This window comes from Sulfuritalea sp., assembly GCF_017302275.1.
GTDB lineage: Bacteria > Pseudomonadota > Gammaproteobacteria > Burkholderiales > Rhodocyclaceae > Sulfuritalea.
In genome coordinates, this window is record NZ_JAFLDR010000015.1 from 12,159 (window position 1) to 35,210 (window position 23,052).

Sequence of the window (23,052 nt, forward strand, 5' to 3'; positions counted from 1 at the left end):
GTCCCCGGATCAAGTCCGGGGCTGGCTATTCCCGCGATCCGCTTCGTCATTGCCGCGAAGGCGGGAATCCAGGAAGTAATGTTGAGTCGCCGGGACTCGCCCCGGCGCGGGGCAACAAGCCTGGATTCCGGCTTTGCCACCCCGCGAAGCGGAATCCAAGGCATGCGGAGCCGCCGGAATAGCCAGCCCCGGACTTGATCCGGGGACGAAGCCCCGAAAGTCGGCGCTGGCAACACGGTGGCAATTGGGGGCTGGGCCTGGATTCCGGCGTTCGCCGGAATGACCTAGGTTTCGAGGATACGGCGGCGCATCCCGCCTGCCTTCCGGCCCAAGTACAATGCGCGTCTTCAGTTGTGGCGGGCCTCGTACCCGTCGCCGGCACCCGGAAAGACCGCCCCATGACCCGCAAGATTCTCGTTACCAGCGCCCTGCCCTATGCCAATGGCGCTATCCACCTCGGCCATCTGGTCGAGTACATCCAGACCGACATCTGGACCCGTTTCCAGAAGCTGCGCGGCCACGAGTGCTGGTACGTCTGCGCCGACGACACCCACGGCACGCCGATCATGCTGCGCGCCGAGAAGGAGGGCATCTCGCCCGAGGCGCTGATCGCCCGCGTCCATGCCGAGCACTCGCGCGATTTCGCCGGCTTCCACGTCGCCTTCGACAACTACCACACCACCCATTCCGACGAGACGCGCCACTATTCCGAAGACATCTACGGCAAGCTCAAGGCCGCCGGCCTGATCGAGGTGCGCGCTATCGAGCAGTTCTACGATCCGGTCAAGGCCATGTTCCTGCCCGACCGCTTCATCAAGGGCGAGTGCCCCAAGTGCGGGGCCAGGGACCAGTACGGCGACGCCTGCGAATCCTGCGGCGCGGCCTATGCGCCGACCGAGCTGAAGAATCCCTATTCGGCGGTGTCCGGCGCCAAGCCGGAACTGCGCTCCTCGGATCACTACTTCTTCAAGCTTTCCGATCCGCGCTGCCAGGAATTCCTGCGCCGCGCCACGCGCGCCGTTTGCGAGAACCAGCCCGAGGCGATCAACAAGCTGCAGGAATGGCTGGGCGAGCCGGGCGAGAACAGGCTGACCGACTGGGACATCTCGCGCGACGCGCCCTATTTCGGCTTCGAGATTCCCGATGCGCCGGGGAAGTTTTTCTATGTCTGGCTCGACGCGCCGATCGGCTACATGGGTTCGTTCAAGAACCTGTGCAAGAAAAAGGGCCTCGACTTCGACGCCTTCTGGGGCAAGGGCTCGACGGCCGAGCTCTACCACTTCATCGGCAAGGACATCCTCTACTTCCACGCCCTGTTCTGGCCGGCCGAACTGGAGCACGCCGGCTACCGGATACCGACCAGCGTCTTCGCCCATGGCTTCCTGACGGTCGATGGCGCCAAGATGTCGAAGTCGCGCGGCACCTTCATCACCGCCGAGAGCTACCTCACCCAGGGGCTGAATCCGGAATGGCTGCGCTACTACTTCGCCGCCAAGCTCAATGGCACGATGGAAGACATCGACCTCAACCTCGACGACTTCGTCAGCCGGGTGAATTCCGACCTCGTCGGCAAGTACATCAACATCGCCAGCCGCGCCGCCGGCTTCATCGCCAAGCGCTTTGCCGGCAAGCTCGACGCGCGCCACCTCAATGAGATTTTCCGCGCCGAGCTGCCCGGCCTGATCGAGGCCGGCGAGGAAATCGCCGCCCACTACGAGGCGCGCGACTATGCCCGGGCGCTGCGCCGCGTGATGGCGCTGGCCGACCAGATCAACCAGTACGTCGACCGCCACCAGCCCTGGCAACTGGCCAAGCAGGACGGGCAGGACGCGAAGCTGCACGAGGTCTGCTCGCTGCTGATCAATGCCTTCCGCATCCTGACCATCTACCTCAAGCCGGTGCTGCCCAAGCTCGCCCATCGCGCCGAGGAATTTCTCAATGTCGCGCCGCTGCATTGGGCCGACGCCGCCCACCTGCTGCCGCCGGCCCACTTGATCAATTCCTATGAGCACCTGATGCAGCGCATCGACCCGAAGCAGGTTGAGGCCCTCGTGGCGGCCAACCGCGAATCGCTGGCGCCCGCCGTGTCGTCAGCGCCGACTCCTGCGTCCGCCCAGCCGTCGCCGCAACGCAAGGCCCAGCACCAGCAGGCCACCGAGGACAAGACCCAGGGTCAGGTCGAGCCGAAACCACAGCACATCTCGATCGACGATTTCGCCAAGGTCGACTTGCGCGTGGCGCGCATCGCCGAGGCCCGGCACGTCGAGGGCGCCGACAAGCTGATCCAGCTCACGCTCGATCTCGGCACCGAGACGCGCAATGTCTTCGCCGGCATCAAGTCGGCCTACGATCCGGCGCAACTGGTGGGCCGTCTGACGGTAATGGTGGCCAACCTGGCGCCGCGCAAGATGAAGTTCGGCATGTCGGAAGGCATGGTGCTGGCCGCGTCGGATGCCGACGGCAAGTCGCCCGGCATCTACCTGCTGTCGCCCGACAGCGGCGCGCAACCCGGGATGCGGGTGAAGTGACTGAGGTACGTCGCCTCGTCATCCGCGGCGTGGTGCAGGGCGTCGGTTTCCGCTATGCGATGGCGGCGCAGGCGCGCCTGCTCGGTGTCACCGGCTGGGTGCGCAACCGGCGTGACGGCAGCGTCGAGGCGATGGTCGCCGGCGATGGGGCGCAGATCGGCGAAATGCTGGCCTGGAGCCGGATCGGTCCGGCCGGCGCAGCGGTCGATGAAGTCATGGTGGAAGGCGCCAGCGGCTGTTTTGCGGGTTTCGACTCGTTGCCGACCGCCTGATTCCGCGTCCCCGCCGGCGCCTGCCGTGTCGCCGGCAACCGCAGGAAGTCCCCGTGGGGCGCCGACTTTCCTCCATGCCATAATCAAAACATGTTCCGCGTCCCCCGCGATATCCTGATCGGCTTCCTGCTGGTATGCGCCGTCGGCTGGAGCCTGATGGAAACGCGCGCCCTGCGCTTCGCCGACCGCGCGCTCTACGACGCGCAGATCGGCTGGCTGCGCGCCCGCTCGCCGACGCCGCTGGCGCAGGATGTGGTCGTCATCGGCGTCGACGAGGCGGCCTACCTTGCCATTGCCGAACCCACGGCGCTCTGGCACACCCATCTGGGCATCCTGTTCGCCGGCCTCTCCGCCGCCGAACCGGCGGTGGTCGGCCTGGCGATCCCCCTGCCGGTGCGCTCCTACGATTTCCTGGTGAAGGACATCGATGCCATGCTGATCTCCGGCATCCACCGACTGAAGAGCACCGCGCCGCTCGTGGTCGGACAACCGCCCGGCATCGGCGGCCGCCTGCGGCCGATCTCTCCGGAACTGCTGGCGGCGATCGGCGAGAAGGACCTCGCCTCGCTGGCGATCTGCGAAGACATGGATGGCGTGGTCCGGCGCATCAACCAGCGCCGCTGCCAGTCGGCGGACCAGCGCGACCCGCTGGCGCTGGCGATGGCCAAGCGCCTGGGGCGCCAGGGCTCGCCCAGCGGCATGATCGACTACAGCGTAGGCGGCAGCATCGAGTACACGCCCTTGCTCACCGTGCTGGGCTGGATCCACCGCGGCGAAACCGAACCGCTGCGCGCGCTGGTCAAGGGCCGCGCCGTGGTGGTGGCCAGCCTGCTGCCGACCGAAACCCGCCATCGCCTGCCGGTCGCCCTTGCCGGCTGGGATCCGGGCAGCCGCACCGAACCGGGCGCGGTGGTGCATATCCAGGCCTTGCGCACGCTCCTGGCGCGCGGCCTGATCGAGCGCGCTCCCGAAAACCTGTCGCTGCTGCTGGCCGGCCTCGGTGCCCTGTTCTGGTTCGGTCGCGCCGGCTGGATCAAGGGCCTGGCCCTGATCACGGCGCTGGCGGCGCTGCTCGTCCTGTCCACCCACGCCCTGTGGCAGGGCGACTACCTGCGCGTGGCGAACATCGTCATGGTCGCGTTGCTGGCCTACGGCGCGCGCCTGGCCTGGGACTTCATCCGCCGTTTCCGCGAACGGCAGTTGCTGCGCAGCATGTTCGCCGGGCACGTCAGTCCGCAGGTCATGCGCGCCCTGCTTGGCGGCGAACTCCAGGTCGAAGAGAATGGCCGGAGCCAGCAGGTCACGGTGCTTGCCGTCGGCATTCGCGGTTTCGCGGCACGTGCCTCGCGATCGACCCCGCAAGCAATGATCGCGCTGCTCAACCGCTTTCACGCGGCGGCCGGACTGGCCATCCAGACCAGCGGCGGCGCGGTGGACAAATACGTCGGCGATGGCCTGACGGCGACCTTCGGCCTGCCGCAGCCGCTGGACGCGCCGCAGCGCAACGCGCTGGAGGCGGCGCGCGACCTGTTGCTGCGCATCGAGCGCCTGAACAAGGAATTGGTCGAGGAAGGCATCGATCCACTGTACATCGGCATCGGCATCCACAGCGGCGAGGTTCTCGCCGGCTACGTCGGCTCGGCCCAGCGGCGCGAGTTCTCAGTGATCGGCGAATCGGTCGGCATAGCCGGCCGGCTGCAGGCGATGACCAAGGACCTCGGCCATCCGGTGCTATGCACGCAAGCAGTGGCGGCGGCCGTCGGCCATGGCGGCGGCCTGGTCGACCTGGGTGCGGTGGGTACCGACGGATTGGATGTCTGGGGCTGGACACCGCCGGTGCTGACACCCAGGGAGGGCGGGGCGTGAGCACGGCAGTCGAGCACGGACGTCTGGCGTCCTATCTCCAGCTGCTATGGTTCGCCGGCAGCCGCCACCGCGAACTGGGCCGGCCTCTGCTGCGCATCCAGTTGCAGCGCCAGATCCATGCCGCTGGAATTGCCGCGCTGCCGATCATCGTGATACTGGCGCTGATCACCGGCGCGGCGGTAAGCACCCAGCTGGCCACCCTGATCGGCGTGGACAACGACCTGACGCAGCGCCTGATCTTCCTCGGCCTGTTCTTCGAGCTGGCGCCGCTGCTTTCGGCCCTGGTCGTCGTCGCGCGCAGCAGCGCCAGCATTTCGTCCGAGCTGGCGGTGATGAACCTGCACGACGAGTTCACCGCGCTGCGCCGGCTGGGTGTGCCGCCGGCGGATTTCCTGTTGCTGCCGCGCATCTTCGGCCTGGCCATCGCACTGCCCGCGGTCACCGCATGCTTCCAGGCCTGCGCAGTCGCCAGCGGCTGGCTGGCATCGTCCCTGATCGACGGCCGGCCGCCGCTCGAAACGGCCGCCCATTTTCTCGACTTCGCCAGCCCCTGGCTGGTGCTGCTGAGCCTGGCCAAGGGCGCCCTGACCGGCGCCGTCATCGGCATCATCGCCTGCCACCAGGGCAGCAGCGGCGACGCCTCGGCGCAGGCGATCTCCGACGCCGCGATCAAGTCCGTCGGCGCTTGCCTGGTGGCTGTCTTCGTCATCGACGTGGCGACGGCGGCATTGGTATGGGCGCTGAATTGAACTCCACCCTGGTCGCCGCGATCGACGCCCGGCGCCTGGTGCTGAGCGCCGGCGATGCGTTCCGCCTGGAGCTGGCGCTGGACGAAGGCGGTCGCCATCGCCTCGTGGTCGAGGACATCGCCAGCGCGCGCCGCGCGGTGGCGAGCCTCGAATCCTGCCCCGGCGTTGGCGTGCTGACCGCCACGGGCAGCCTGCCCGGTGCCATGACGGTGGCCGAAAGCCTGGCCCTCGCGCTGCGCTACGGGCAGGAGGAGACCGAGCCCGGGGACGACGAGCATGAAATGGAAGCCGCCTTGCGGCTTTGCGGCCTGACGCCGCAGCGCATCGCGACGCTGGGGAGCGAACAACCGATGAAACTGGCGCGCGCCGAGCGCTGGACGATCGGCCTCGCCCGCTGGTTGCTGCGCCCCCCGGAACTGCTGGTCATCGACCGCCTGTTCGCGGGCCTGACGCGGCGCGAGGCGGAGGAGCTCACCGCCACCGAGGCCATCTACCATCGCCGACATCCATTTCGCACCGCACTCTTCGTCGACCTCGACAGCCACGAATTGCCCGAGCTGCCCGAGTGCCGCAGCGTGACCCATCTCGCGGAGGCCCCATGTCCCTGCTGACCCAACACGACGCCGACGCCCGCTCCGTGCGGCGCGCGACGCGGCGCTTCCTGCTGGTCGCCATCCTCGTTACGCTGGCGCTGATGGCGGCGATCTTCGTCCGCCAGGGACTGCTGCGGCAGACGGTCAGCTACAGCTTCGTCGCCGACACCGCGCAGGACATCGCCAAGGGCCAGGCGGTGCGCATCGCCGGCTTCCGTGTCGGCTCGGTCACCGATGTCGATCTGCGCGATGACGGATCGGTGGCGGTCAAGCTCGACGTCGACGCGGACCATGCGCGCTTCGTCACCCATGACGCACGCATCGAACTGCGCAAGGAAGGCCTGGTCGGCTCGCCGACGATGGAAATCGTGCCGGGAGCGGACAAGACCCGGCTCGCGGCGGCGCAGGCGAGGCTCGCCTTTTCGCGCGCCGACGGGCTCGGCGCGCTGGCCAACCAAGTGCGCGACGAGTTCATCCCCATCCTCAAGGACATCAAGGCCATCACCGGCGCCCTGGCCGATCCCGAGAAGGGACTGCCCGGCACCCTGGCTCGGATCCGCGCCAGTTCCGAAGCGCTCAACGTGCTGCTGGCCAACGGCAACCGCCAGGTCGAGGGCATCGGCGGCACCGCGATCCGGGTCCTGGGCAAGGCCGAGGAGGATCTGACCCACCTCGGGCAAACGCTGGAAGCCGCGAACAAGCGCCTGCCCGGAATGCTCGACCGCACCCGGCAGGTGCTGGACCATGTCGAGAAGATCAGCGCCGAAGCCGAAGCCAGCGTACCGCCCGCGCTGCGCGACGGCAGCGCGGTCGCCGCCGACGTGCGCGAGATCGTCGGCGGCGCCAAGCAGACCTGGCCGATCAGCAGCATGGTCGATGCGCCGGCACCGGCGCGGCTGAAGCCCGACAGCGACCCGCGCGGGGAGGCCGGCCGTGCGCGCTGAACTGGCCCTCATCCTGGCGCTGCTGCTCGGCGCCTGCGGCTCGACGCCGAAGCCGGTAGACCCGCCGCGCCTGCGCGCCGCGCTGGAAGCCGAAAGCGATGGCGCCAGACGCTACGAGCGCGGCGACTACGCGGTGGCGGCACGCCGCTTCGCCGAGGCAGCGAAACTCCATGCCGCCATCGACGATGCAACGGGCGTGGCACGCAACCGCCTGCACCTGGCCCGCAGCGAACTCGTCCTGGGCCGCGACGAAGCCGCGCTGCAGCTGCTGGACGCCACGGACTCGGGCGGCGATGCCGGTTTCGCTCTCGATGCCTGGATGCTCAAGGCGCAGGCGCAACTCGGCCTGGGCCGTGCGGATGACGCGCGGATAAGCCTCGACGAGGCAGTTGCGCTCTGCGCCGGCGCCTGCCCGCACGCAGCCGGCCTGCATCTGCTGCGGGCCCGCCATGCCCTCGCGGAAAAGCGCGCTGCCGACTCCCTGGCGCATGCCGGAGCCGCGCTGAAGCTGCTCCAAGGCAAGGACAACGCCGCCGAAACCGGCAATGCATGGCGTCTGATTGCCGCGGCGCGCCACGCCGGCGGCAACGCGACCGACGCCCTGGTCGCCGCGCGCGCCGCGCTTGACATCGACCGTCGCCTGGCGCTGCCGGAAAAAATCGCGCGCGACTGGCTGCTGATCGGCGACATCCTGCGCGCCAAGGCTCCGGCAGAGGCGGCGACAGCCTATCGCAAAGCCCTCGCCGTGGCGCAGGCCGCCGGCCTCGATGCAATCACCATGATCGCAGCACAGGCATCGCAGGATATCGGCATGCAGAAATAATTGGATCGACCTACCCCATTCGGCATAATTGCGGTATGCTTGAGACCTCATTCATCCACCCCGAGGAGTCCGTCATGGCCCGCAAGAAGAAACTCGACTTTTCCGACATCGCCACCGCCCGCAAGAAGCTCAACCTGAACCAGAAGGATTTCTGGACGCGCTACGGCGTGACCCAGTCGGGCGGTTCGCGCTACGAGTCCGGGCGCAACATCCCCAAGCCCCTCGCCATCCTGCTCTGGCTGCACCAGTCGGGCAAGGTCACCGACAAGGACCTGGCCGACGCCCAGAAGTAAGGCTCGACGCGATACGCCGGCCATCGGGCCCGCGTACGAGCATCGGACGGGACGACCATGATCGAGACGGCACGTGGCACGGTCCACGAGTGGCAGCGCGACCACATGGGCCACATCAACGTGCGCGCCTACATGGAATTCCTCGAGGAAGCCTGCTGGCAGTTCTATGCCATGCTCGGCATGACGCCGTCGTTGCTGCGCAGCGGCGCCCTGCACCTGGCGGCGGTGCAGCAGAACATCAGCTACCGCAAGGAGCTCTACCCCGGCGACACCGTGGCGGTGCGCACCGGGGTGCTGGAAATGCGCGACAAGGTGCTGCGCTTCCGCCACGAGCTTTACAACACCGAGACAGGTGACGTCTGTTCGGTCTGCGAATTCACCGTGGTCTGCCTCGATCCGGAAAGCCGCAAGTCGCAGCGCTTTCCGGATGCGGTCGCGGCAAGGGCGCGGGAGCTGATCCTGCCGTCCGCTCCGGGCTAGACTAATGATCAAGAAAACCACCGCGGCCGAACCCGCGAAGGAGTTCGAGCCGGAATTCGTCGCCGGGCTGAAGAAGATCTTCGAGGACATGATCGCCTTCAACCAGGTGCTCGGCCTCAAGATCACTTCGATCACGCCGGATCGCGTCTCCGGCGCCATCGCCATGCGCCCCGATCTGGTCGGCAGCCCCAACCGCCTCCATGGCGGCGTCATCAGTGCCAGCCTCGACGCAATGGGCGGCCTGGCGGTCATGGCGGCGATCGGCGCCCGGCACATGGACGAAGCTCCGGCGCAACGCCTGCACCGCTTCGGCAAGCTGGGCACGATCGACCTGCGCATCGACTACCTGCGCCCGGGCATCGGGGAGAACTTCGAACTGCATGCCGAGGTGCTGCGCCTGGGTTCGCGCGTCGCAACCACGCGCATGGAGTTTCGCGGCGGCGACGGCAAGCTGCTGTCGACCGGCGCGGGCGCCTACATCGTTTCCTGAAAACGCCCGCGCCGCGTCACCGACGCATGATTGAAAACAGACCCTAGCGCAGGCTGGACGAAACCAGTTCGAGGGTATCGTCATCTATGCGCGGGCGAAAGGAACTCCGCGACTTGTGCTCGATCTTGACCACTCTGCGGACTTCCGGCGCAAACCAGATCGTATGCCTGATCTCGTCGACCACCTGCTGCTGGTGCATCGTCATCGGCCTGATGCCTTCGCGCAAACCTACGATCTCTACGCGCAGCGCATCGAAGCGGCCGGCCGGAACCACCACCGAGTCCTGCCCGACGAGCGTCATCCGGATGCGGAAATCCTGCCCGCCCAAAGTCAGCTTCGGCGGCTCCCTTGCTACGCCGGGGGTAAGGCTATCCGCAGGAATGGCCTGCAGGTAGGGCAATAGCTCGATCACTCGCACGTCGCGGCCGAGCGCACGTTCGGCCGCATCCACCTTGCCCTCGTAGGTACGCTCGTCGGACCCGCGCCCTCCGCTCATCGACATCCGGTCAGTCACCCGTCCGCCGTCGGATTCCTCGACCCTGACGACGACGGTTTGCGGGCTGTCCTTCTTCCAGGCGTCGACGTAGCGATAGGTCCACGAGTCGCCGGCCTTCGGCAGCGCCGCGATACGTTCCAGCGAGGATTTCGCCGGGACCGTGCCGACCGCCTGAATCGGGGCCGGTGGTACCGTACCGGCGACGGCGTAGGCGACCAGCTCGATGAGATCTTCATCCACTCGCGTGCCCGAGAAATTCTTCGACCGATACTGCGCCTTCACGATCCGCTTCACCGCCGGGGCGAACCAGAGCATGTGGCTGATCGACGCCACCACCGTGGACCGCAGGCTCCATTGCACCTGGGTCCCGACGTTTTCCCCGGTCACTTCGATCCGCACGGCGTCGAAGGTTCCAGCCGGCACCGAGACCTTCTCCGACCCGACCAGCCTCGCCTTGACGCGGAAGCTGTGCGACCCGATGGTGGTATCGGGGAAGCTCTTGTCCTGCCCTGGTTTCAGCCCGTCCTTCAGCAGGCTCTGCGCATAGGGCAACAGCTCGACGATGCGCGCGCCGCTGGCGACCGGCCTTTCCGCCGCCTCCATCCGGCCCTCGAAGCTGCGCTCGTCGCCGCCGCGCCCGCCTCCGACGCTCATGCGATCGGTGACGCGTCCGTTGTCGGCTTCGGTAACCTTGACCACCACGGTCAGGGGATGATCCTTCTTCCAGGCATCGACATAGCGATACGTCCAGGTGTCGCCCGCTCGCGGGTAGGTGGAGGCGTTCGCGTCGGACGTCGCCGATTCCGGCCGTGATGGTGCCGCCAACGCCAGTTGTGGCGAAGTGGCCGGGGCGGTTGCGACCGGTGCGACAACAGGTGGGGCGGCGGCTGGAACAACCGGAACTACCGGCCGCGCCGGCGCGGCGGCGGGCTCAAGGCTGCGCACCCGATTGCGTGCCAGGCCGGCGAACCGTCCCTGCGGATAGCTGGCCAGGTACTCCTTCAGGTCATCGACATTGCTGCTGTTCTTGATGCTGTCCCAGAAAGCCAGTTCGACGGCCGTCTGGTCCGTGCCGCCGGCCGCCGGCCTGGCCGAACCGCGCGTGTCGTCGCCCTGCCGCTTTCCTTCGCGCTCCAGCATCGCGATGCGATTCTGCGCGAGTTCGACGAAGGAACCATTCGGAAAGCGCTTGACGTAGGCCTTGAAGTCATCGGTGCTGGTGCTAGTCTTGATGCTGTCCCAGTAGGACATCTCTACCGCCAGCGCCGCGGTCTCGGAGGTACGTTGCCCCGCGGCACGCTTCATGGCCTCCTGCACGCTGCGCTCGATGGCTTCCTGCTGCTGCGCAACGCTGTCGGCCCGCGGCGCGGCGGCCACGAAGTAGAACTCGCCGTCCAGCGAACCGTAGCGCCAGGGCTCTTGCTGGCCGTTGGTGGCCTGTTTCACCCCCTGCTGTACCTTGCGCAGGATCTGCTCGATCTCGACTCCCGCCGGCGCTTCGAGCGCCTCCAGCAGGGCCTTGGTATATGGGCTGTGCTTGCCGGCGCCGTCCGCGGCGGTGTTGCCGTGCTTGGTCGCAAAGGATATCAGTGTGCCCGTGGCCTCGACCGGCGCCGCCATGCCGCGCGAACTTCCGCGCGCGAAACTGCGCGCCAGCGGATTGTCGCGACAGGCATCGAAAAACACCAGCTTGACCTTGGCGTTCCCCATGTCGTCGATGATGTCGTCCATCCGGATCATTTCGCGCTTTAGGTCGCGCTCGTTCTGCGGCTTGGCATCGACGGGCACGATGTAATTGCCGCCGTTCACCTGGATCCCGTGCCCGGCGTAGAAAAGCGCGGCGACCGCAGCCCGTTCCGCCCTGGCACTGAAGCGCTTGAATATGCCGTCGAGATCGGCCTTCGTGGCATCGATCTTGAGCTCGACGTCGAAGCCGAGCATTTTCAGCGCGGCGGCCATCGCGGTCGCGTCGTTCTTCGGGTTGGCCAGCGCGCCCGAGGGATAGCTGCTGTTGCCGATGACAACGGCGACGCGGTCCGTCCGGGGATCGCCGACCAGGGTCGCCAGTGCCCTTGACGGCTCGGCGGCGCCAGCGCCAACGCAGAACAGTCCCTGGACCACAACCAGGATGATGCACCATAGGCGATACGGCCGGATCATGGCTTTCCTTCTGCCCGAGGATGGAGCGACACGAAAAGTATACCCATAATAGAAATGGGTGTTACGCGATTCAGGCGTCGAACAGCGCTTTCATTTCCACCAGGTAAGCCGCCGCGCCGGCCGAATTTTCCGCCGGCGCCCACGACGGCTTTTCCCCGGCGGCGGGCGGCAGGTAGGGACCGGCCTTGGCTTCGAGGAACACCGTGTCGTCCGCCAGCGCGACGGCCGTGTGCCAGGCACCATGGGGAATATCCACCCCGATCGCCGTTCCGCCAACGCCGACTTTTGCGGCCTGCAGCACCTTGCCGTCGTCATCGAAGGTGATAACGCCCAGCGAGCCGCGCAGCACGACGAAGGTCTCGTCCTTGTTCGGATCGAGGTGGCGGTGCGGCGGGATGTAGGAATCCTGCTGCATGGCGTTGAGCAGGCGGTGGCCGGGATGGACATCCGTCGGGTGGAAATTGCGGTTCTTGCGCCGGCGCGGGCTGGCCGCGGCTTCGGCGCAGAGCGCGTCGAGCATCGCGTCGTCGATCAGGGTGATCACTGGTAGATGACCTTTACATTCTCGGCCTTGAGCCAATCGGCAAGCCCCGCCAGCAGGGCGTCGTCGAGCCGGACGCGCCAGCCGTCGGGCAGCGGCAGCTCGGCCGTGGCGTCGCCGTTGCTGTAGGCAAGCCGCACCGGACAGGGCCCATTGCGGAAGGGCGCCAGCATGGCCTGCAGGCGCTTGGCGTCGGAACCGCCATTCATCGTCAGGCGCAGGCCACGCGCATAGCGGCCACGGGCCTCGGCCAGGGTATGCAGCTTGTCGGCGGTGATGCGCAGGCCGCCGCTGAAATCGTCCTTCTGTACCTTGCCCTCGACCAGCAGGAGTTCGTCGTCCCTGATCTTGGCCCGCTCGGCCTCCCACAGCTCGTTGAACACCGTGACTTCGAGCTGGGTGGTGCCGTCGTCGAGCTGGACCACGGCCATCTTGCCGCGGCGGGTCATCTGGGTGCGGGTGGACATCACCACGCCGGCCAGCAGCACCGGCTCGCGCTGCGGTTCGAGCTGTCCCAAGCGGCGCTTGACGAACGCGGAAAGCTCCTCGGCATAGGCGTGGTAAGGATGGCCGGAGAAAAAGAAACCTAGCGCCGGCTTTTCGTTCATCAACTGTTCGCGCTCACTCCAGCGCGGCACGTCAGCATAGTGCACGGTGTCTTCCTGCGCGCCGCCGCCGGTGTCGAACAGGCCGCCCTGCATGGCATTGCGCTCGGCCTGTTCGGCCGCTTCGAGGGCGACGCCGGCCGAGGCCAGCAGCTTGGCGCGATGGTCGTCGACCGCATCGAAGGCGCCGGCCCGGATCAGCGCCTCGATCACGCGGCGATTGGCCACGCGTTTGTCGATGCGGCGGCAGAAATCGAACAGGTCCTTGAACGGTCCCCCGCTTTCGCGCGCCCTGAGGATTACCGAGAGCGCCGCCTCGCCGGTGCCCTTGATCGCGCCGAGGCCGTAGCGGATGGTCTTGCCGTCGACGGGGCGGAAACGGATACCGCTCTCATTGACATCCGGCGGCAGGAACACCAGCCCGTTGTCGATGGCGTCCTGGTGGAAGAACTGCACCTTGTCGGTGTTGGCCATTTCCGAGGACAGCGTCGCCGCCGCGAAGGCCGCCGGATGGTGCCGCTTGAGCCAGCCGGTCTGGTAGGCGACGAGCGAATAGGCGGCGGCGTGCGATTTGTTGAAGCCGTAGCCGGCGAACTTCTCCATGGTGTCGAAGATTTCGTTGGCCGTTTCGGCGCCAATCGAGTTTTCCGCCGCACCCTTGACGAAGATCTCGCGCTGCTTGGCCATTTCCTCGGGCTTCTTCTTGCCCATGGCGCGCCGCAGCAGGTCGGCGCCGCCCAGCGAATAGCGGGCTGCCACCTGCGCCGTCTGCATCACCTGCTCCTGGTACACCATGATGCCGTAGGTATTGGCCAGCACCGGCTCCAGGCTGGGATGCGGGTAGACCACTCGCTCGCGACCGTGCTTGCGGGCGATGAAGGTCGGGATGAAGTCCATCGGTCCAGGGCGATACAAGGCGTTGAGCGCGATCAGGTCTTCCAGGCGGTCGGGGCGCGCCTGCACCAGGGTGTCCTTCATGCCGCCCGACTCGAACTGGAACACCGCCGTGGTATTGGCGCTCTTGAACACCGCGTCGTAGGTCTCGCGGTCGTCGAGCGGCAGCGTGGCGAGGTCGATGTCGACGCCCTCCACCTCCCTGGCCAGCTTCACCGCCTCGTCGAGGATGGTCAGGGTGCGCAGGCCGAGAAAGTCGAACTTGACAAGGCCCGCCTTCTCGACGTCGTCCTTGTCGAACTGCGACACCACGGACTCGGCACCAGCCGCCGCATACAACGGACAGAAGTCGGTCAGCTTGCCCGGCGCGATCAGCACGCCGCCGGCATGCATGCCGACGTTGCGCGTGAGGCCTTCGAGCTTCAGCGCCAGCGCCCAGAGTTCGGCGACCTCCTCCTCGTGGTCGATGCGTTGCCGGATCGCCGGCTCCTTCTCCAGCGCGTCCTTGAGCGTGATACCCAGTTCGTTGGGGATCAGCTTGGCGAACTGGTCGACGAAATTGAAGCCGAGGTCGAGCACGCGGCCAACGTCGCGGATTACCGCCTTGGCCGCCATGGTGCCGAAAGTGGCGATCTGCGACACGGCATGGGCGCCGTATTTCTTCTTGACGTAGTCGATGACGCGGTCGCGGCCTTCCTGGCAGAAGTCGATGTCGAAGTCGGGCATCGACACGCGCTCCGGGTTGAGGAAGCGCTCGAACAGCAGGTCGTAGCGCAGCGGATCGAGGTCGGTGATGCCCAGGCTGTAGGCCACCAGCGAACCGGCGCCTGAGCCGCGGCCGGGGCCGACCGGCACGCCATTGTGCTTGGCCCAGTTGATGAAGTCGGCGACGATCAGGAAGTAGCCGGGGAAGCCCATGCTGATGATGGTCGCGATCTCGAAGTCGAGCCGCTCGACGTAGGTCGGCCGCTGCCGTTCGCGTTCCCCGGCATCGGGGTAGAGCAGTTCCAGCCGGCGCGCCAGGCCGGCATGCGATTCGCTGCCGAGGTAAGCCTCCAGCGGTTCCCCGCCCGGCGTCGGGAAATCCGGCAGGCGGCTCTTGCCAAGTTCCACCGTGAGGCTGCAGCGCCGGGCGATTTCGACCGAGTTCTGCAGGGCCTCCGGCAGGTCGGCGAACAGTTCGGTCATTTCGGCCCGCGTCTTGAAATACTGCTCCGGGCTGAAGCGCTGCGGCCGCCGTTTGTCGCCCAGCACGTAACCCTCGGCGATGCACACGCGCGCCTCGTGTGCCTTGTGGTCGTCGCGCTGAAGGAACTGCACGGGATGCGTCGCCACCAGCGGCAGGCCGAGTCGCGCCGCCAGGTCGGCGCTCGCGGCGACCAGCACCTCGTCAGCCGCCGCGCCGTCGCGACCGGCCGGACGCTGCACTTCGACGTAATAGCTGCCGGGAAACAGTTGCGCCCAGGCCTGGGCGCGCACATCGGCCTGGTCGAGCTTGCCGGCCGCCAGCATCTGCCCGATATCGCCCAGCGGCCCGCCCGACAGCGCGATCAGGCCGCTGTTGTCGCCGGCGTTTGACACGTTTGCGAGCATGCCGCGGGTAATCCCGGCGCGACCATGGCGGCGCGGCGCGAGATAGGCGGCGGACAGCAGTTCGCAGAGGCGCAGGTAGCCGGCGCGATTCTTCGCCAGCAGCAGCAGGCGCGCCGGAACATCGTTGCGGTCGCCGCCGTCCTCTTCCCCGATCCAGACATCGCAACCGATGATGGGCTTGATGCCCTTGGCGCGCGCGGCCGTGTAGAACTTGACCATGCCGAACAGGTTGGCGAGGTCGGTGATCGCCAGCGCCGGCTGGCCGTCGGCCGCCGCCTGCGCGATCACGTCATCGATGCGCGTGACGCCGTCGGTGATCGAATATTCGCTGTGGAGCCGGAGGTGGACGAATCCGGGAGAATGCGGGGCGGACATGGCCGAACAATTTTACTCCCGCCACCTGTTCCCGGCTCCCTTGCCGAAGCACCGGGCGGCGGCGGATCACACCGGGCGCCGCACCCAGTCGAGCAGCGGTCGCCACTGCTCGACATCCTGTGCGGAGCGGCTGGGCGGCAGGTCAAAAATGCTCATGCCGTGGGCGGCGGCCTGCACATACACCTGCGTGTCGCGCAGGTGGGCCACCACCGGCAGGCCGGTGCCTTCCAGAAAGCGTTCGAGCTCGGCCGCGGCGCGGGTGCGCGCGTCGACCCGCATGGCGACTATGGCGATGTAGGCCTCGTGCCTGCGGATTTCCCTTTCCTCGAACAGGCGGTCGAGGAAGCTGCGCGTCGCCAGGATGTCGAAGATCGAGGGCTGCAGCGGCACGATCACGCGCCGCACCAGCTTCAGCACGCTGCCCAGCTTCTTGCCGTGCAGGCCGGCCGGGGTGTCGAGCACGACGTGGGTGGTTTCCTTCGGCGGCCGCGCCGGCTGGTCCGACTCGATCGCCCAGGTCGCGATGTGCGGCAGCGACGGCGCGCGCAGCCGGAGCCATTCGCGCGATGACTGCTGGCGATCGATGTCGCCCAGCATCACGCGCCTGCCCTCGCGAGCGAAATAGCCGGCGAGGTTGGTCGCCAGCGTGGATTTGCCGACCCCACCCTTGGGGTTGGCGATCAGGAAAGATTCCATGGTTCTAGGGAAGGAGTACGGTCGAACCCGTGGTCTTGCGCGCCACGAGGTCGATCTGCGCCTGGGCGGCGTCCTTCAGCGCGTAGGTCTGGTTGACTTCGATTTTCACCTTGCCGCTGGTGACGACGTCGAACAACTCGCCGGAAATCGCCAGCAGGTCGCTGCGCTGCGCGATGTAGGTGAACAGGGTCGGCCGGGTGATGAACAGAGAGCCCATCTTGGCCAGCAGGCCGAGGTCGAAGGGCGGCACCGGGCCGGAGGCGGCGCCGAACAGCGCCATCATGCCCATCGGCCGCAGGCATTCCAGTGAGCCCATGAAGGTGTCCTTGCCAATCGAGTCGTACACCACGCGCACGCCCTTGCCCCCGGTGATCTCCTTGACCCGCTCGGCGAAGTTCTCGCGCGTGTAGATGATGGTGTGGTCGCAACCGTGGGCCTTCGCCAGCGCGGCCTTCTCGTCGGAGCTGACGGTACCGATCACCGTGGCGCCGAGCGCGCGCGCCCATTGGCAGACGATGAGGCCGACGCCGCCGGCGGCGGCATGGATGAGTATGGTGTCGCCGGCTTCGACCTTGCAGGTGCGGCGCAGCAGGTATTGCGCGGTCATGCCTTGCAGCATCATCGCCGCGCCGGTCTTGAAGTCAATCACGTCGGGCAGTTTGACTAGGCGGTCGGCCGGAATGTTGCGCACTTCCGCATAGGCGCCGACCGGGCCGCCGGCATAGGCGACGCGGTCACCGACCCTGAGATCGCTCACGCCGCTGCCCACTGCCTCGACCACTCCGGCCGCTTCGAGGCCGATGCCGGACGGCATGGGTAGCGGGTAGGCGCCGGTGCGATGGTAGATGTCGATGTAGTTGAGGCCGACGGCGTGGTGGCGCACCCGCGCTTCGTTGGGCGCCGTGTCGCCAACGCCGACTTCTTCCCAGCGCAGGACTTCGGGACCGCCGGGGGCATGGAATCGGATGGCGTGGCTCATGGTGTCTCCTTCGATGGGTGGAACGTGAAGGGACGCAAGCTACCCTGAGCGGACGGAAAATTCAACTGCCGTGCGGCCCCGACGCCGCAATGCCATACCGCGTTGCGCCATTGCCGGTGGCGGGGCAGCAGATTGACCGCAGCGGTCAGGCTCGGGAATAATGGCACCGATATGCCTGCATGCGAGAGCGCGCCACGCTGCAACCCGCCGGCCGCCGCGGCAAGACCCCGGACCGATGCCAACCCATGATTCGCGATACCGCCACCGACGGCCCCGCCGGTTTTGAAATCGGACCGGATTTCGAGGGATTTGCGCAGCGCAACGACGTCTACCGTCGCTCCTTCTGGGATCGCTCGGTGCGCAACGAAAAGACCGAACGCTTTTACGCCACCTATCGCGAACCGCTCTCGCAATGGCGCAAGGCCGACGGATTCACCCAGCGCGACTACGCGCTGCGCAACGCCGCCTGGCATGTCAGCGACTTGTTCACCGAGGCGCGGCGCGACGACGACAGGCGCGAGGGCTTTTCGGATCCGTATACCCAGCAACTGCCACCCGCCTCGGCGCGTGTCGCCTTTGCCACGCCGCAGGCGGCAGCGAAGGAGGTAAAGCGGGTGGCGCGGGCGTTCGGCGCCGGCGACGTGGGAATCGCGGCGCGTGACGAGCGCTGGATGTATACGGCCAAGATGAGCGACATGAGCGGCATCGAGCGTCCGGTGGATATTCCGCCGCAGCTCGACAACGTGATCGTCATCGTCATGCCGATGGATCGCGAGCTGCTCTCGACGGTGCCCTCCGCGCTGTCGGGCGCGGCCACCGGCTGGGGCTATTCGCACGACACGATGACGCTGCTGGCGGTGACGCAGTACTTGCGCAATCTGGGCTACGAGGCGATTGCCAGCGCCAACGATTCGGCGCTGGCCGTGCCGCTGGCGATCAAGGCCGGGCTGGGCGAATACGGTCGGCTCGGCCTGCTGATCACGCCGGAATTCGGGCCGCGCGTGCGCCTGGGCAAGATCTTCACCGACCTGCCGCTGACACGCGATGCGCCGCGCGGCTTTGGCGTGCGCGAGTTCTGCGAAATCTGCCGGGCCTGTTCCGACGGCTGCCCGGTCAAGGCCGTGCCCAAGGGGCCGCCCGGCCCGCCACCCCCCGGGCCGTCCTACCTGCGCGGCGTGATCAAATGGACGGTCGATGCGGAGAAGTGTTTCGGCTACTGGGCGCAGCAGAATACCGACTGCGCCATCTGCATCCGCGTCTGCCCCTACAACCGCGATTTCACGCGCTGGCCGGCGCGCCTGTGGCGACGGCTGGCGGGCAGCCGCTGGCGGCGCCTGGCGCTATGGCTGGATGCGCGGCTCGGGCATGGCCGCCGCCTCTTGCCGTCGCGATGGTGGGCTGGCTGACCTGGACGCCAAGAGTTATGCCCCCGGCAGAGCCGGTGGCGGTATCCCCTGCGGACGGCGCTGACGGGACGGCGGGATTCAGCCGTTGCGGGCTTGCAGCAGGTGGTTGGCGTCGACTACCGCCAGCGCGGTGAGGTTCACCAGCCGGCGTACCGTGGCCGTGGCCGTCAGGATATGCACCGGCTTCGCCGCGCCGAGCAGCACCGGGCCCACCGTGATGCCGTCGCCCGAGGTGGCCTTGATCAGGTTGAAGGCGATGTTGGCGGCATCGACATTCGGCATGATCAGCAGGTTGGCCTCGCCCTTGAGGCGGCAGTCGGGGTAGAGTTTTTCGCGGATCTCCTGCGACAGCGCGGCATCGCCGTGCATTTCGCCGTCGACCTCCAGCCAGGGTGCGCGCTGCTCGATGATGGTGCGGGCCGCCGCCATCTTCATTGCCGAGTCGGAGCGCACGCTGCCGAAATTGGAGTGCGAAAGCAGGGCCACCTTGGGTTCGAGGCCGAAGCGCTTGACCTCCTTGGCCGCCAACAGCGCGATTTCCGCCACCTGCTCGGGCGTCGGGTTCTCGTTGATATAGGTGTCGCAGACGAACAGTGTGTGCTTGGGCAGCAGCAGCATGTTCATCGCCGCGTAGCAGTGCGCATCGGGCGCCAGGCCGATCACGTCGCTGACATGTTTCAGGTGCTGGGCATGGCGACCGACCACGCCGCAGAGCATGGCGTCCACATAGCCGCGCTTGAGCAGCATGGTGCCGATCAGCGTCGGGTCGGAACGCACCGCCTGCTTGGCCACGCCCGGCGTCACGCCCTGGCGGCCCATGATCTGGTGGTAGGAATGCCAGAGTTCCTTGTAGCGCGGATCGGAATTCGGATTCACCACCTCGAAGTCGCGCCCGGCCTCGATGCGCAGGCCGGCTTTCTCGATGCGCATGCCGATCACCTCGGGACGGCCGATCAGCACCGGCTGGGCGAGGCCCTCGTCGAGCACCGCCTGCACGGCGCGCAGCACGCGCTCGTCCTCGCCTTCGCAATACACGACGCGGCGCGGCGCGGCCTTGGCGGCGGCGAACACCGGCTTCATGACGAAGCCGGAGTGGTAAACGAAGCTGTTGAGCTTGTCGCGGTAGGCGTCGAAATCCTTGATCGGCCGGGTCGCGACGCCCGATTCCGCCGCGGCTTTCGCCACGGCCGGGGCGATCTTGACGATCAGGCGCGGATCGAAAGGACGCGGGATCAGGTAGTCGCGGCCGAAGGCCAGGCTTTCGCCGCCGTAGGCCAGTGCCACCACGTCGGAAGCCTCGGCCTGGGCCAGTTCGGCGATGGCGCGCACGGCGGCCAGCTTCATCTGCTCGGTGATGGTGGTGGCGCCGGCGTCCAGCGCGCCGCGGAAAATGAAGGGGAAGCAGAGCACGTTGTTGACCTGGTTCGGATAGTCCGAACGGCCGGTGGCGATGATCGCGTCATCGCGCACGGATTTGACTTCCTCGGGCGTGATCTCCGGCGTCGGGTTGGCCAGCGCCAGGATCAGCGGGTTCTTGGCCATCTTCGCCACCATCGCCGGCTTGACCACGCCGCCGGCGGAGAGGCCGAGGAAAACGTCGGCGTCCTCGATGATTTCGGACAGGGTCCGCGCGTCGGTCTTCTTCGCGTAGCGGTCCTTGATCGGGTCCATCAGCTTCTCGCGCCCGACATAGACCACGCCCTCGATGTCGGTGACCCAAATGTTCTCCACCCTGACGCCGAGGTTCACCAGCAGGTCGAGGCAGGCCAGCGCGGCCGCGCCGGCGCCGGAGGTGACCAGCTTGACCTCCTCGACCTTCTTGCCGACCAGCGTGAGGCCGTTGAGGATGGCCGCCCCGACCACGATGGCCGTGCCGTGCTGGTCGTCGTGGAAGACCGGAATCTTCATCCGCTCGCGCAGCTTGGCCTCGACGTAGAAGCATTCGGGCGCCTTGATGTCTTCGAGGTTGATGCCGCCGAAGGTGGGCTCCATGGCGGCGATCATGTCCACCAGCCTGTCCGGGTCGTTCTCGGCCAGCTCGATGTCGAAGACGTCGATGCCGGCGAACTTCTTGAACAGCACGCCCTTGCCTTCCATCACCGGCTTGCCGGCCAGCGGCCCGATGTTGCCGAGACCCAGCACCGCGGTGCCGTTGGTGACCACGCCGACCAGGTTGGCGCGCGAGGTCAGGCGGCTGGCCATCGCCGGGTCGGCGACGATGGCGTTGCAGGCCGCGGCGACGCCCGGCGAATAGGCCAGGGCCAGGTCACGCTGGTTGGTGAGGCCCTTGGTCGGCACCACCGCGATTTTTCCCGGCGTCGGCCACTCGTGGTATTCGAGGGCGGCGGCGGAGAGGTTTTCCTGTTCGGTAGACACGGTCATCCTCCTGAGTTTTTCTTGGTAAGCCGCGCATCATAGGCCGCGCAGGCTGACAGTACCATTACGGAAATCCACGACATGGTTGCCGCCGGTAGAATCCGCCGCATTCCACTGAAAGGGGCATCACTCGGCCCATCCCCCATCCCCTTCCCCTCGGGAAGGGGTGACTACGGTTCTGCCGCGAAAAGCGCGGCATCCGGTTTCTCAATTGCTGCCCCTTGGGGCGGCCCTACGGAGGCAGCATGAAGCGCGTTGTTTTCAATCAAAAAGGCGGTGTCGGCAAGAGCACCATCACCTGCAACCTGGCGGCCATCGCGGCCGCGCGCGGCGCCCGTACCCTGGTCATCGACCTCGACCCGCAGGCCAATTCCACCCAGTACCTGCTGGGCGACGCGGCGCAAAATCTCGAACTGACGGCCAATGAATTCTTCGAGCAGATGCTGAGCTTCAAGCTGCGCCCGTTGCCGACCGAGGACTTCATCGCCGCGACGCCCTTCGAGAACCTCTCCATCCTGCCCTCCGGCCCGGCGCTGGAAGAACTGCAGGCCAAGCTCGAATCGCGCTACAAGATCTACAAGCTGCGCGAGGCGCTCGACGCCCTCGAAGGCTATGACGAGATCTGGATCGACACGCCGCCGGCGCTGCACTTCTACACCCGCTCGGCGCTGATCGCCGCCGACGCCTGCCTGATCCCCTTCGACTGCGACGAGTTCGCCCGCCGCGCGCTCTACACGCTGATGGACAACGTGGGCGAAATCCGCGCCGACCACAACGCCGGGCTGGAAGTCGAGGGCATCGTCATCAACCAGTTCCAGGCGCGGGCCAGCCTGCCGCAGCAGATCATCGCCGAACTGCGCGAGGAAGGCCTGCCGGTGCTGGGCTCCTTCCTCTCCTCGTCGGTGAAGATCAAGGAATCGCACCAGCAGGCCAGGCCGATGATCCACCTCGACCGCAGCCACAAGCTGGCGCTCGAATTCGGCGCGCTGTTCGACGAACTGGAAGCGGCGAGGAAGGCCCGCGCCAAGGCGGCGGCGAAGAAGCGGGCCTGATCTTCCGCGCAACGGCAGCGCGACGCTGCTTGCGCGCCGCCGATTTGGGCCTACAATGGATATACGTAATCGTATATCCATAGGGGCACCGCCATGAACCTCAATATCGCACGCTGGGGCAACAGCCTTGCCCTGAGAATTCCCGCCGACTATGCCCGGCGCGCCGGCCTCAAGGAAGGCGACAGCATGGAAGTGGGCCTTACCATCGACGGCGGCATCGCCATTCGCCCCGCGCGCTGGAACCGGAAGGCCTTTGCGCAGGAACTGGCGAGGATGCGCGATGCCACCCCGATGGGGACCCCGGTGATCGACGAATTGCGGCGTGGCGGGCGATACTGATGGTGTATGTCGACACCAGCGTGCTGGTCGCGTTGTACACGCACGAAGCGAAAACCTCCGATGTTTCGCGCTGGTACGCCGCCTGTGCCGATGAACTGGTTTCCGCCGCCTGGTGCGTATCGGAATTCGCCAGCGCGCTGGCCATCAAACAACGGACCGGCCAGATCGCCGAAGCCGATGCGCAAACAGCCTGGCGGCAGTTCGAACGAATGTGCGCCGGCGACCTGTACCTGCTGCCGGTCGAACCCGCCACCTTCCATCGCGCGGCGATCCTGTCGCTTGATGTTGCGTCGGGCCTGCGCGCCGGGGATGCGCTGCACCTTGCCGCCGCACTGGAAGCCAAGGCGAGGAGTGTAGCGACGCTCGACGAGGTCATGGCGAAGAACGCGAAGAGACTGCGCCTCAAGCTGCCCGCAATTTGACTGTGCATCCGTAGCCACCAACCCGGACAACGCCGTCGCGCCAGCGCCGACTTCTCAAGTTCCGTCATTCCCGCGAACGC

The 23,052-nt window shown here is 67.0% G+C and carries 20 protein-coding genes; 14 read left to right on the forward strand and 6 right to left on the reverse strand.

From position 1 onward, the window contains the following. The first annotated feature begins 398 nt into the window (after positions 1–398). The 10 genes from metG to J0M27_RS10050 all read left to right on the forward strand — a co-directional run bounded on the left by metG (position 399) and on the right by J0M27_RS10050 (position 9,038). Positions 399–2,528 carry a methionine--tRNA ligase gene (metG, locus tag J0M27_RS10005; RefSeq protein WP_294990701.1) on the forward strand — a complete coding sequence of 710 codons (2,130 nt, stop codon included), beginning with the start codon at positions 399–401 and terminating at the stop codon, positions 2,526–2,528. Further along, a complete protein-coding gene (locus tag J0M27_RS10010) occupies positions 2,525–2,800 on the forward strand; it encodes an acylphosphatase (RefSeq protein WP_294990704.1) in 276 nt (91 codons plus the stop codon). Before metG ends, J0M27_RS10010 begins: the two co-directional genes overlap by 4 nt. A 90-nt stretch (positions 2,801–2,890) precedes the next feature. Continuing rightward, on the forward strand, positions 2,891–4,666 hold the full coding sequence (locus J0M27_RS10015) for an adenylate/guanylate cyclase domain-containing protein (RefSeq protein ID WP_294990707.1): 1,776 nt from the start codon (positions 2,891–2,893) through the stop codon (positions 4,664–4,666). Continuing rightward, a complete protein-coding gene (locus J0M27_RS10020) occupies positions 4,663–5,415 on the forward strand; it encodes an ABC transporter permease (protein WP_294990710.1) in 753 nt (250 codons plus the stop codon). Before J0M27_RS10015 ends, J0M27_RS10020 begins: the two co-directional genes overlap by 4 nt. Continuing rightward, positions 5,412–6,026 carry a hypothetical protein gene (locus J0M27_RS10025; protein ID WP_294990713.1) on the forward strand — a complete coding sequence of 205 codons (615 nt, stop codon included), beginning with the start codon at positions 5,412–5,414 and terminating at the stop codon, positions 6,024–6,026. Before J0M27_RS10020 ends, J0M27_RS10025 begins: the two co-directional genes overlap by 4 nt. Next, entirely contained in the window at positions 6,014–6,952 is a 939-nt protein-coding gene (locus J0M27_RS10030; RefSeq protein ID WP_294990715.1) for an MCE family protein, read from the forward strand. The genes J0M27_RS10025 and J0M27_RS10030 overlap by 13 nt, the downstream gene beginning before the upstream one ends. Then, positions 6,942–7,775: a hypothetical protein gene (locus J0M27_RS10035; RefSeq protein ID WP_294990717.1), complete on the forward strand. Its 834-nt coding sequence runs from the start codon at positions 6,942–6,944 to the stop codon at positions 7,773–7,775. The genes J0M27_RS10030 and J0M27_RS10035 overlap by 11 nt, the downstream gene beginning before the upstream one ends. 74 nt (positions 7,776–7,849) lie before the next feature. Then, positions 7,850–8,068 carry a helix-turn-helix domain-containing protein gene (locus J0M27_RS10040; RefSeq protein WP_294990720.1) on the forward strand — a complete coding sequence of 73 codons (219 nt, stop codon included), beginning with the start codon at positions 7,850–7,852 and terminating at the stop codon, positions 8,066–8,068. A 57-nt stretch (positions 8,069–8,125) separates the two neighbouring features. Then, the gene (locus J0M27_RS10045) at positions 8,126–8,548 is read left to right on the forward strand and encodes a thioesterase family protein (protein WP_294990723.1); all 423 of its coding nucleotides are present in this window, start codon (positions 8,126–8,128) and stop codon (positions 8,546–8,548) included. 4 nt (positions 8,549–8,552) lie between these two features. Continuing rightward, on the forward strand, positions 8,553–9,038 hold the full coding sequence (locus J0M27_RS10050; protein ID WP_294990726.1) for a thioesterase family protein: 486 nt from the start codon (positions 8,553–8,555) through the stop codon (positions 9,036–9,038). A gap of 43 nt (positions 9,039–9,081) precedes the next feature. Here J0M27_RS10050 and J0M27_RS10055 read toward each other — a convergent pair whose 3' ends face one another. The 5 genes from J0M27_RS10055 to J0M27_RS10075 form a co-directional block, all read right to left on the reverse strand. Further along, the gene (locus J0M27_RS10055; RefSeq protein WP_294990729.1) at positions 9,082–11,694 is read right to left on the reverse strand and encodes a caspase family protein; all 2,613 of its coding nucleotides are present in this window, start codon (positions 11,692–11,694) and stop codon (positions 9,082–9,084) included. A gap of 70 nt (positions 11,695–11,764) precedes the next feature. Beyond that, a complete protein-coding gene (locus J0M27_RS10060; RefSeq protein ID WP_294990732.1) occupies positions 11,765–12,238 on the reverse strand; it encodes a WbuC family cupin fold metalloprotein in 474 nt (157 codons plus the stop codon). Next, entirely contained in the window at positions 12,235–15,702 is a 3,468-nt protein-coding gene (gene dnaE / locus J0M27_RS10065; protein WP_294990735.1) for a DNA polymerase III subunit alpha, read from the reverse strand. The genes J0M27_RS10060 and dnaE overlap by 4 nt, the downstream gene beginning before the upstream one ends. 66 nt (positions 15,703–15,768) lie before the next feature. Further along, a complete protein-coding gene (locus tag J0M27_RS10070; protein WP_294990739.1) occupies positions 15,769–16,398 on the reverse strand; it encodes a ParA family protein in 630 nt (209 codons plus the stop codon). 4 nt (positions 16,399–16,402) lie between these two features. Further along, complete coding sequence (locus J0M27_RS10075) at positions 16,403–17,377, reverse strand: quinone oxidoreductase (RefSeq protein WP_294990741.1); 975 nt, start codon at positions 17,375–17,377, stop codon at positions 16,403–16,405. Between the two features lie 245 nt (positions 17,378–17,622). Here J0M27_RS10075 and J0M27_RS10080 point away from each other — a divergent pair, with 245 nt between their 5' ends. Continuing rightward, positions 17,623–18,783 (forward strand): reductive dehalogenase domain-containing protein, encoded by a 1,161-nt coding sequence (locus tag J0M27_RS10080; protein WP_294990744.1) that lies wholly within the window; start codon positions 17,623–17,625, stop codon positions 18,781–18,783. A gap of 78 nt (positions 18,784–18,861) precedes the next feature. Here the strand turns inward: J0M27_RS10080 and J0M27_RS10085 are convergent, their stop codons facing one another. Further along, positions 18,862–21,159 (reverse strand): NADP-dependent malic enzyme, encoded by a 2,298-nt coding sequence (locus J0M27_RS10085; protein WP_294990747.1) that lies wholly within the window; start codon positions 21,157–21,159, stop codon positions 18,862–18,864. Between the two features lie 245 nt (positions 21,160–21,404). Here J0M27_RS10085 and J0M27_RS10090 point away from each other — a divergent pair, with 245 nt between their 5' ends. The 3 genes from J0M27_RS10090 to J0M27_RS10100 all read left to right on the forward strand — a co-directional run bounded on the left by J0M27_RS10090 (position 21,405) and on the right by J0M27_RS10100 (position 22,972). Continuing rightward, the gene (locus tag J0M27_RS10090; RefSeq protein WP_294990750.1) at positions 21,405–22,211 is read left to right on the forward strand and encodes a ParA family protein; all 807 of its coding nucleotides are present in this window, start codon (positions 21,405–21,407) and stop codon (positions 22,209–22,211) included. 93 nt (positions 22,212–22,304) lie between these two features. After that, entirely contained in the window at positions 22,305–22,550 is a 246-nt protein-coding gene (locus J0M27_RS10095) for an AbrB/MazE/SpoVT family DNA-binding domain-containing protein (protein ID WP_294990753.1), read from the forward strand. Then, on the forward strand, positions 22,550–22,972 hold the full coding sequence (locus J0M27_RS10100) for a type II toxin-antitoxin system VapC family toxin (RefSeq protein WP_294990756.1): 423 nt from the start codon (positions 22,550–22,552) through the stop codon (positions 22,970–22,972). Before J0M27_RS10095 ends, J0M27_RS10100 begins: the two co-directional genes overlap by 1 nt. Positions 22,973–23,052: the final 80 nt, after the last annotated feature.

Excerpts from the sequence above, each read along its gene's own strand:
- metG (WP_294990701.1), top strand. The coding sequence starts at position 399 with ATGACCCGCAAGATTCTCGTTACCAGCGCCCTGCCCTATGCCAATGGC.
- J0M27_RS10015 (WP_294990707.1), top strand. The coding sequence starts at position 2,891 with ATGTTCCGCGTCCCCCGCGATATCCTGATCGGCTTCCTGCTGGTATGC.
- J0M27_RS10030 (WP_294990715.1), top strand. The coding sequence starts at position 6,014 with ATGTCCCTGCTGACCCAACACGACGCCGACGCCCGCTCCGTGCGGCGC.
- J0M27_RS10040 (WP_294990720.1), top strand. The coding sequence starts at position 7,850 with ATGGCCCGCAAGAAGAAACTCGACTTTTCCGACATCGCCACCGCCCGC.
- J0M27_RS10045 (WP_294990723.1), top strand. The coding sequence starts at position 8,126 with ATGATCGAGACGGCACGTGGCACGGTCCACGAGTGGCAGCGCGACCAC.
- J0M27_RS10050 (WP_294990726.1), top strand. The coding sequence starts at position 8,553 with ATGATCAAGAAAACCACCGCGGCCGAACCCGCGAAGGAGTTCGAGCCG.
- J0M27_RS10055 (WP_294990729.1), bottom strand. The coding sequence starts at position 11,694 with ATGATCCGGCCGTATCGCCTATGGTGCATCATCCTGGTTGTGGTCCAG.
- dnaE (WP_294990735.1), bottom strand. The coding sequence starts at position 15,702 with ATGTCCGCCCCGCATTCTCCCGGATTCGTCCACCTCCGGCTCCACAGC.
- J0M27_RS10070 (WP_294990739.1), bottom strand. The coding sequence starts at position 16,398 with ATGGAATCTTTCCTGATCGCCAACCCCAAGGGTGGGGTCGGCAAATCC.
- J0M27_RS10075 (WP_294990741.1), bottom strand. The coding sequence starts at position 17,377 with ATGAGCCACGCCATCCGATTCCATGCCCCCGGCGGTCCCGAAGTCCTG.
- J0M27_RS10080 (WP_294990744.1), top strand. The coding sequence starts at position 17,623 with ATGATTCGCGATACCGCCACCGACGGCCCCGCCGGTTTTGAAATCGGA.
- J0M27_RS10090 (WP_294990750.1), top strand. The coding sequence starts at position 21,405 with ATGAAGCGCGTTGTTTTCAATCAAAAAGGCGGTGTCGGCAAGAGCACC.
- J0M27_RS10095 (WP_294990753.1), top strand. The coding sequence starts at position 22,305 with ATGAACCTCAATATCGCACGCTGGGGCAACAGCCTTGCCCTGAGAATT.
- J0M27_RS10100 (WP_294990756.1), top strand. The coding sequence starts at position 22,550 with ATGGTGTATGTCGACACCAGCGTGCTGGTCGCGTTGTACACGCACGAA.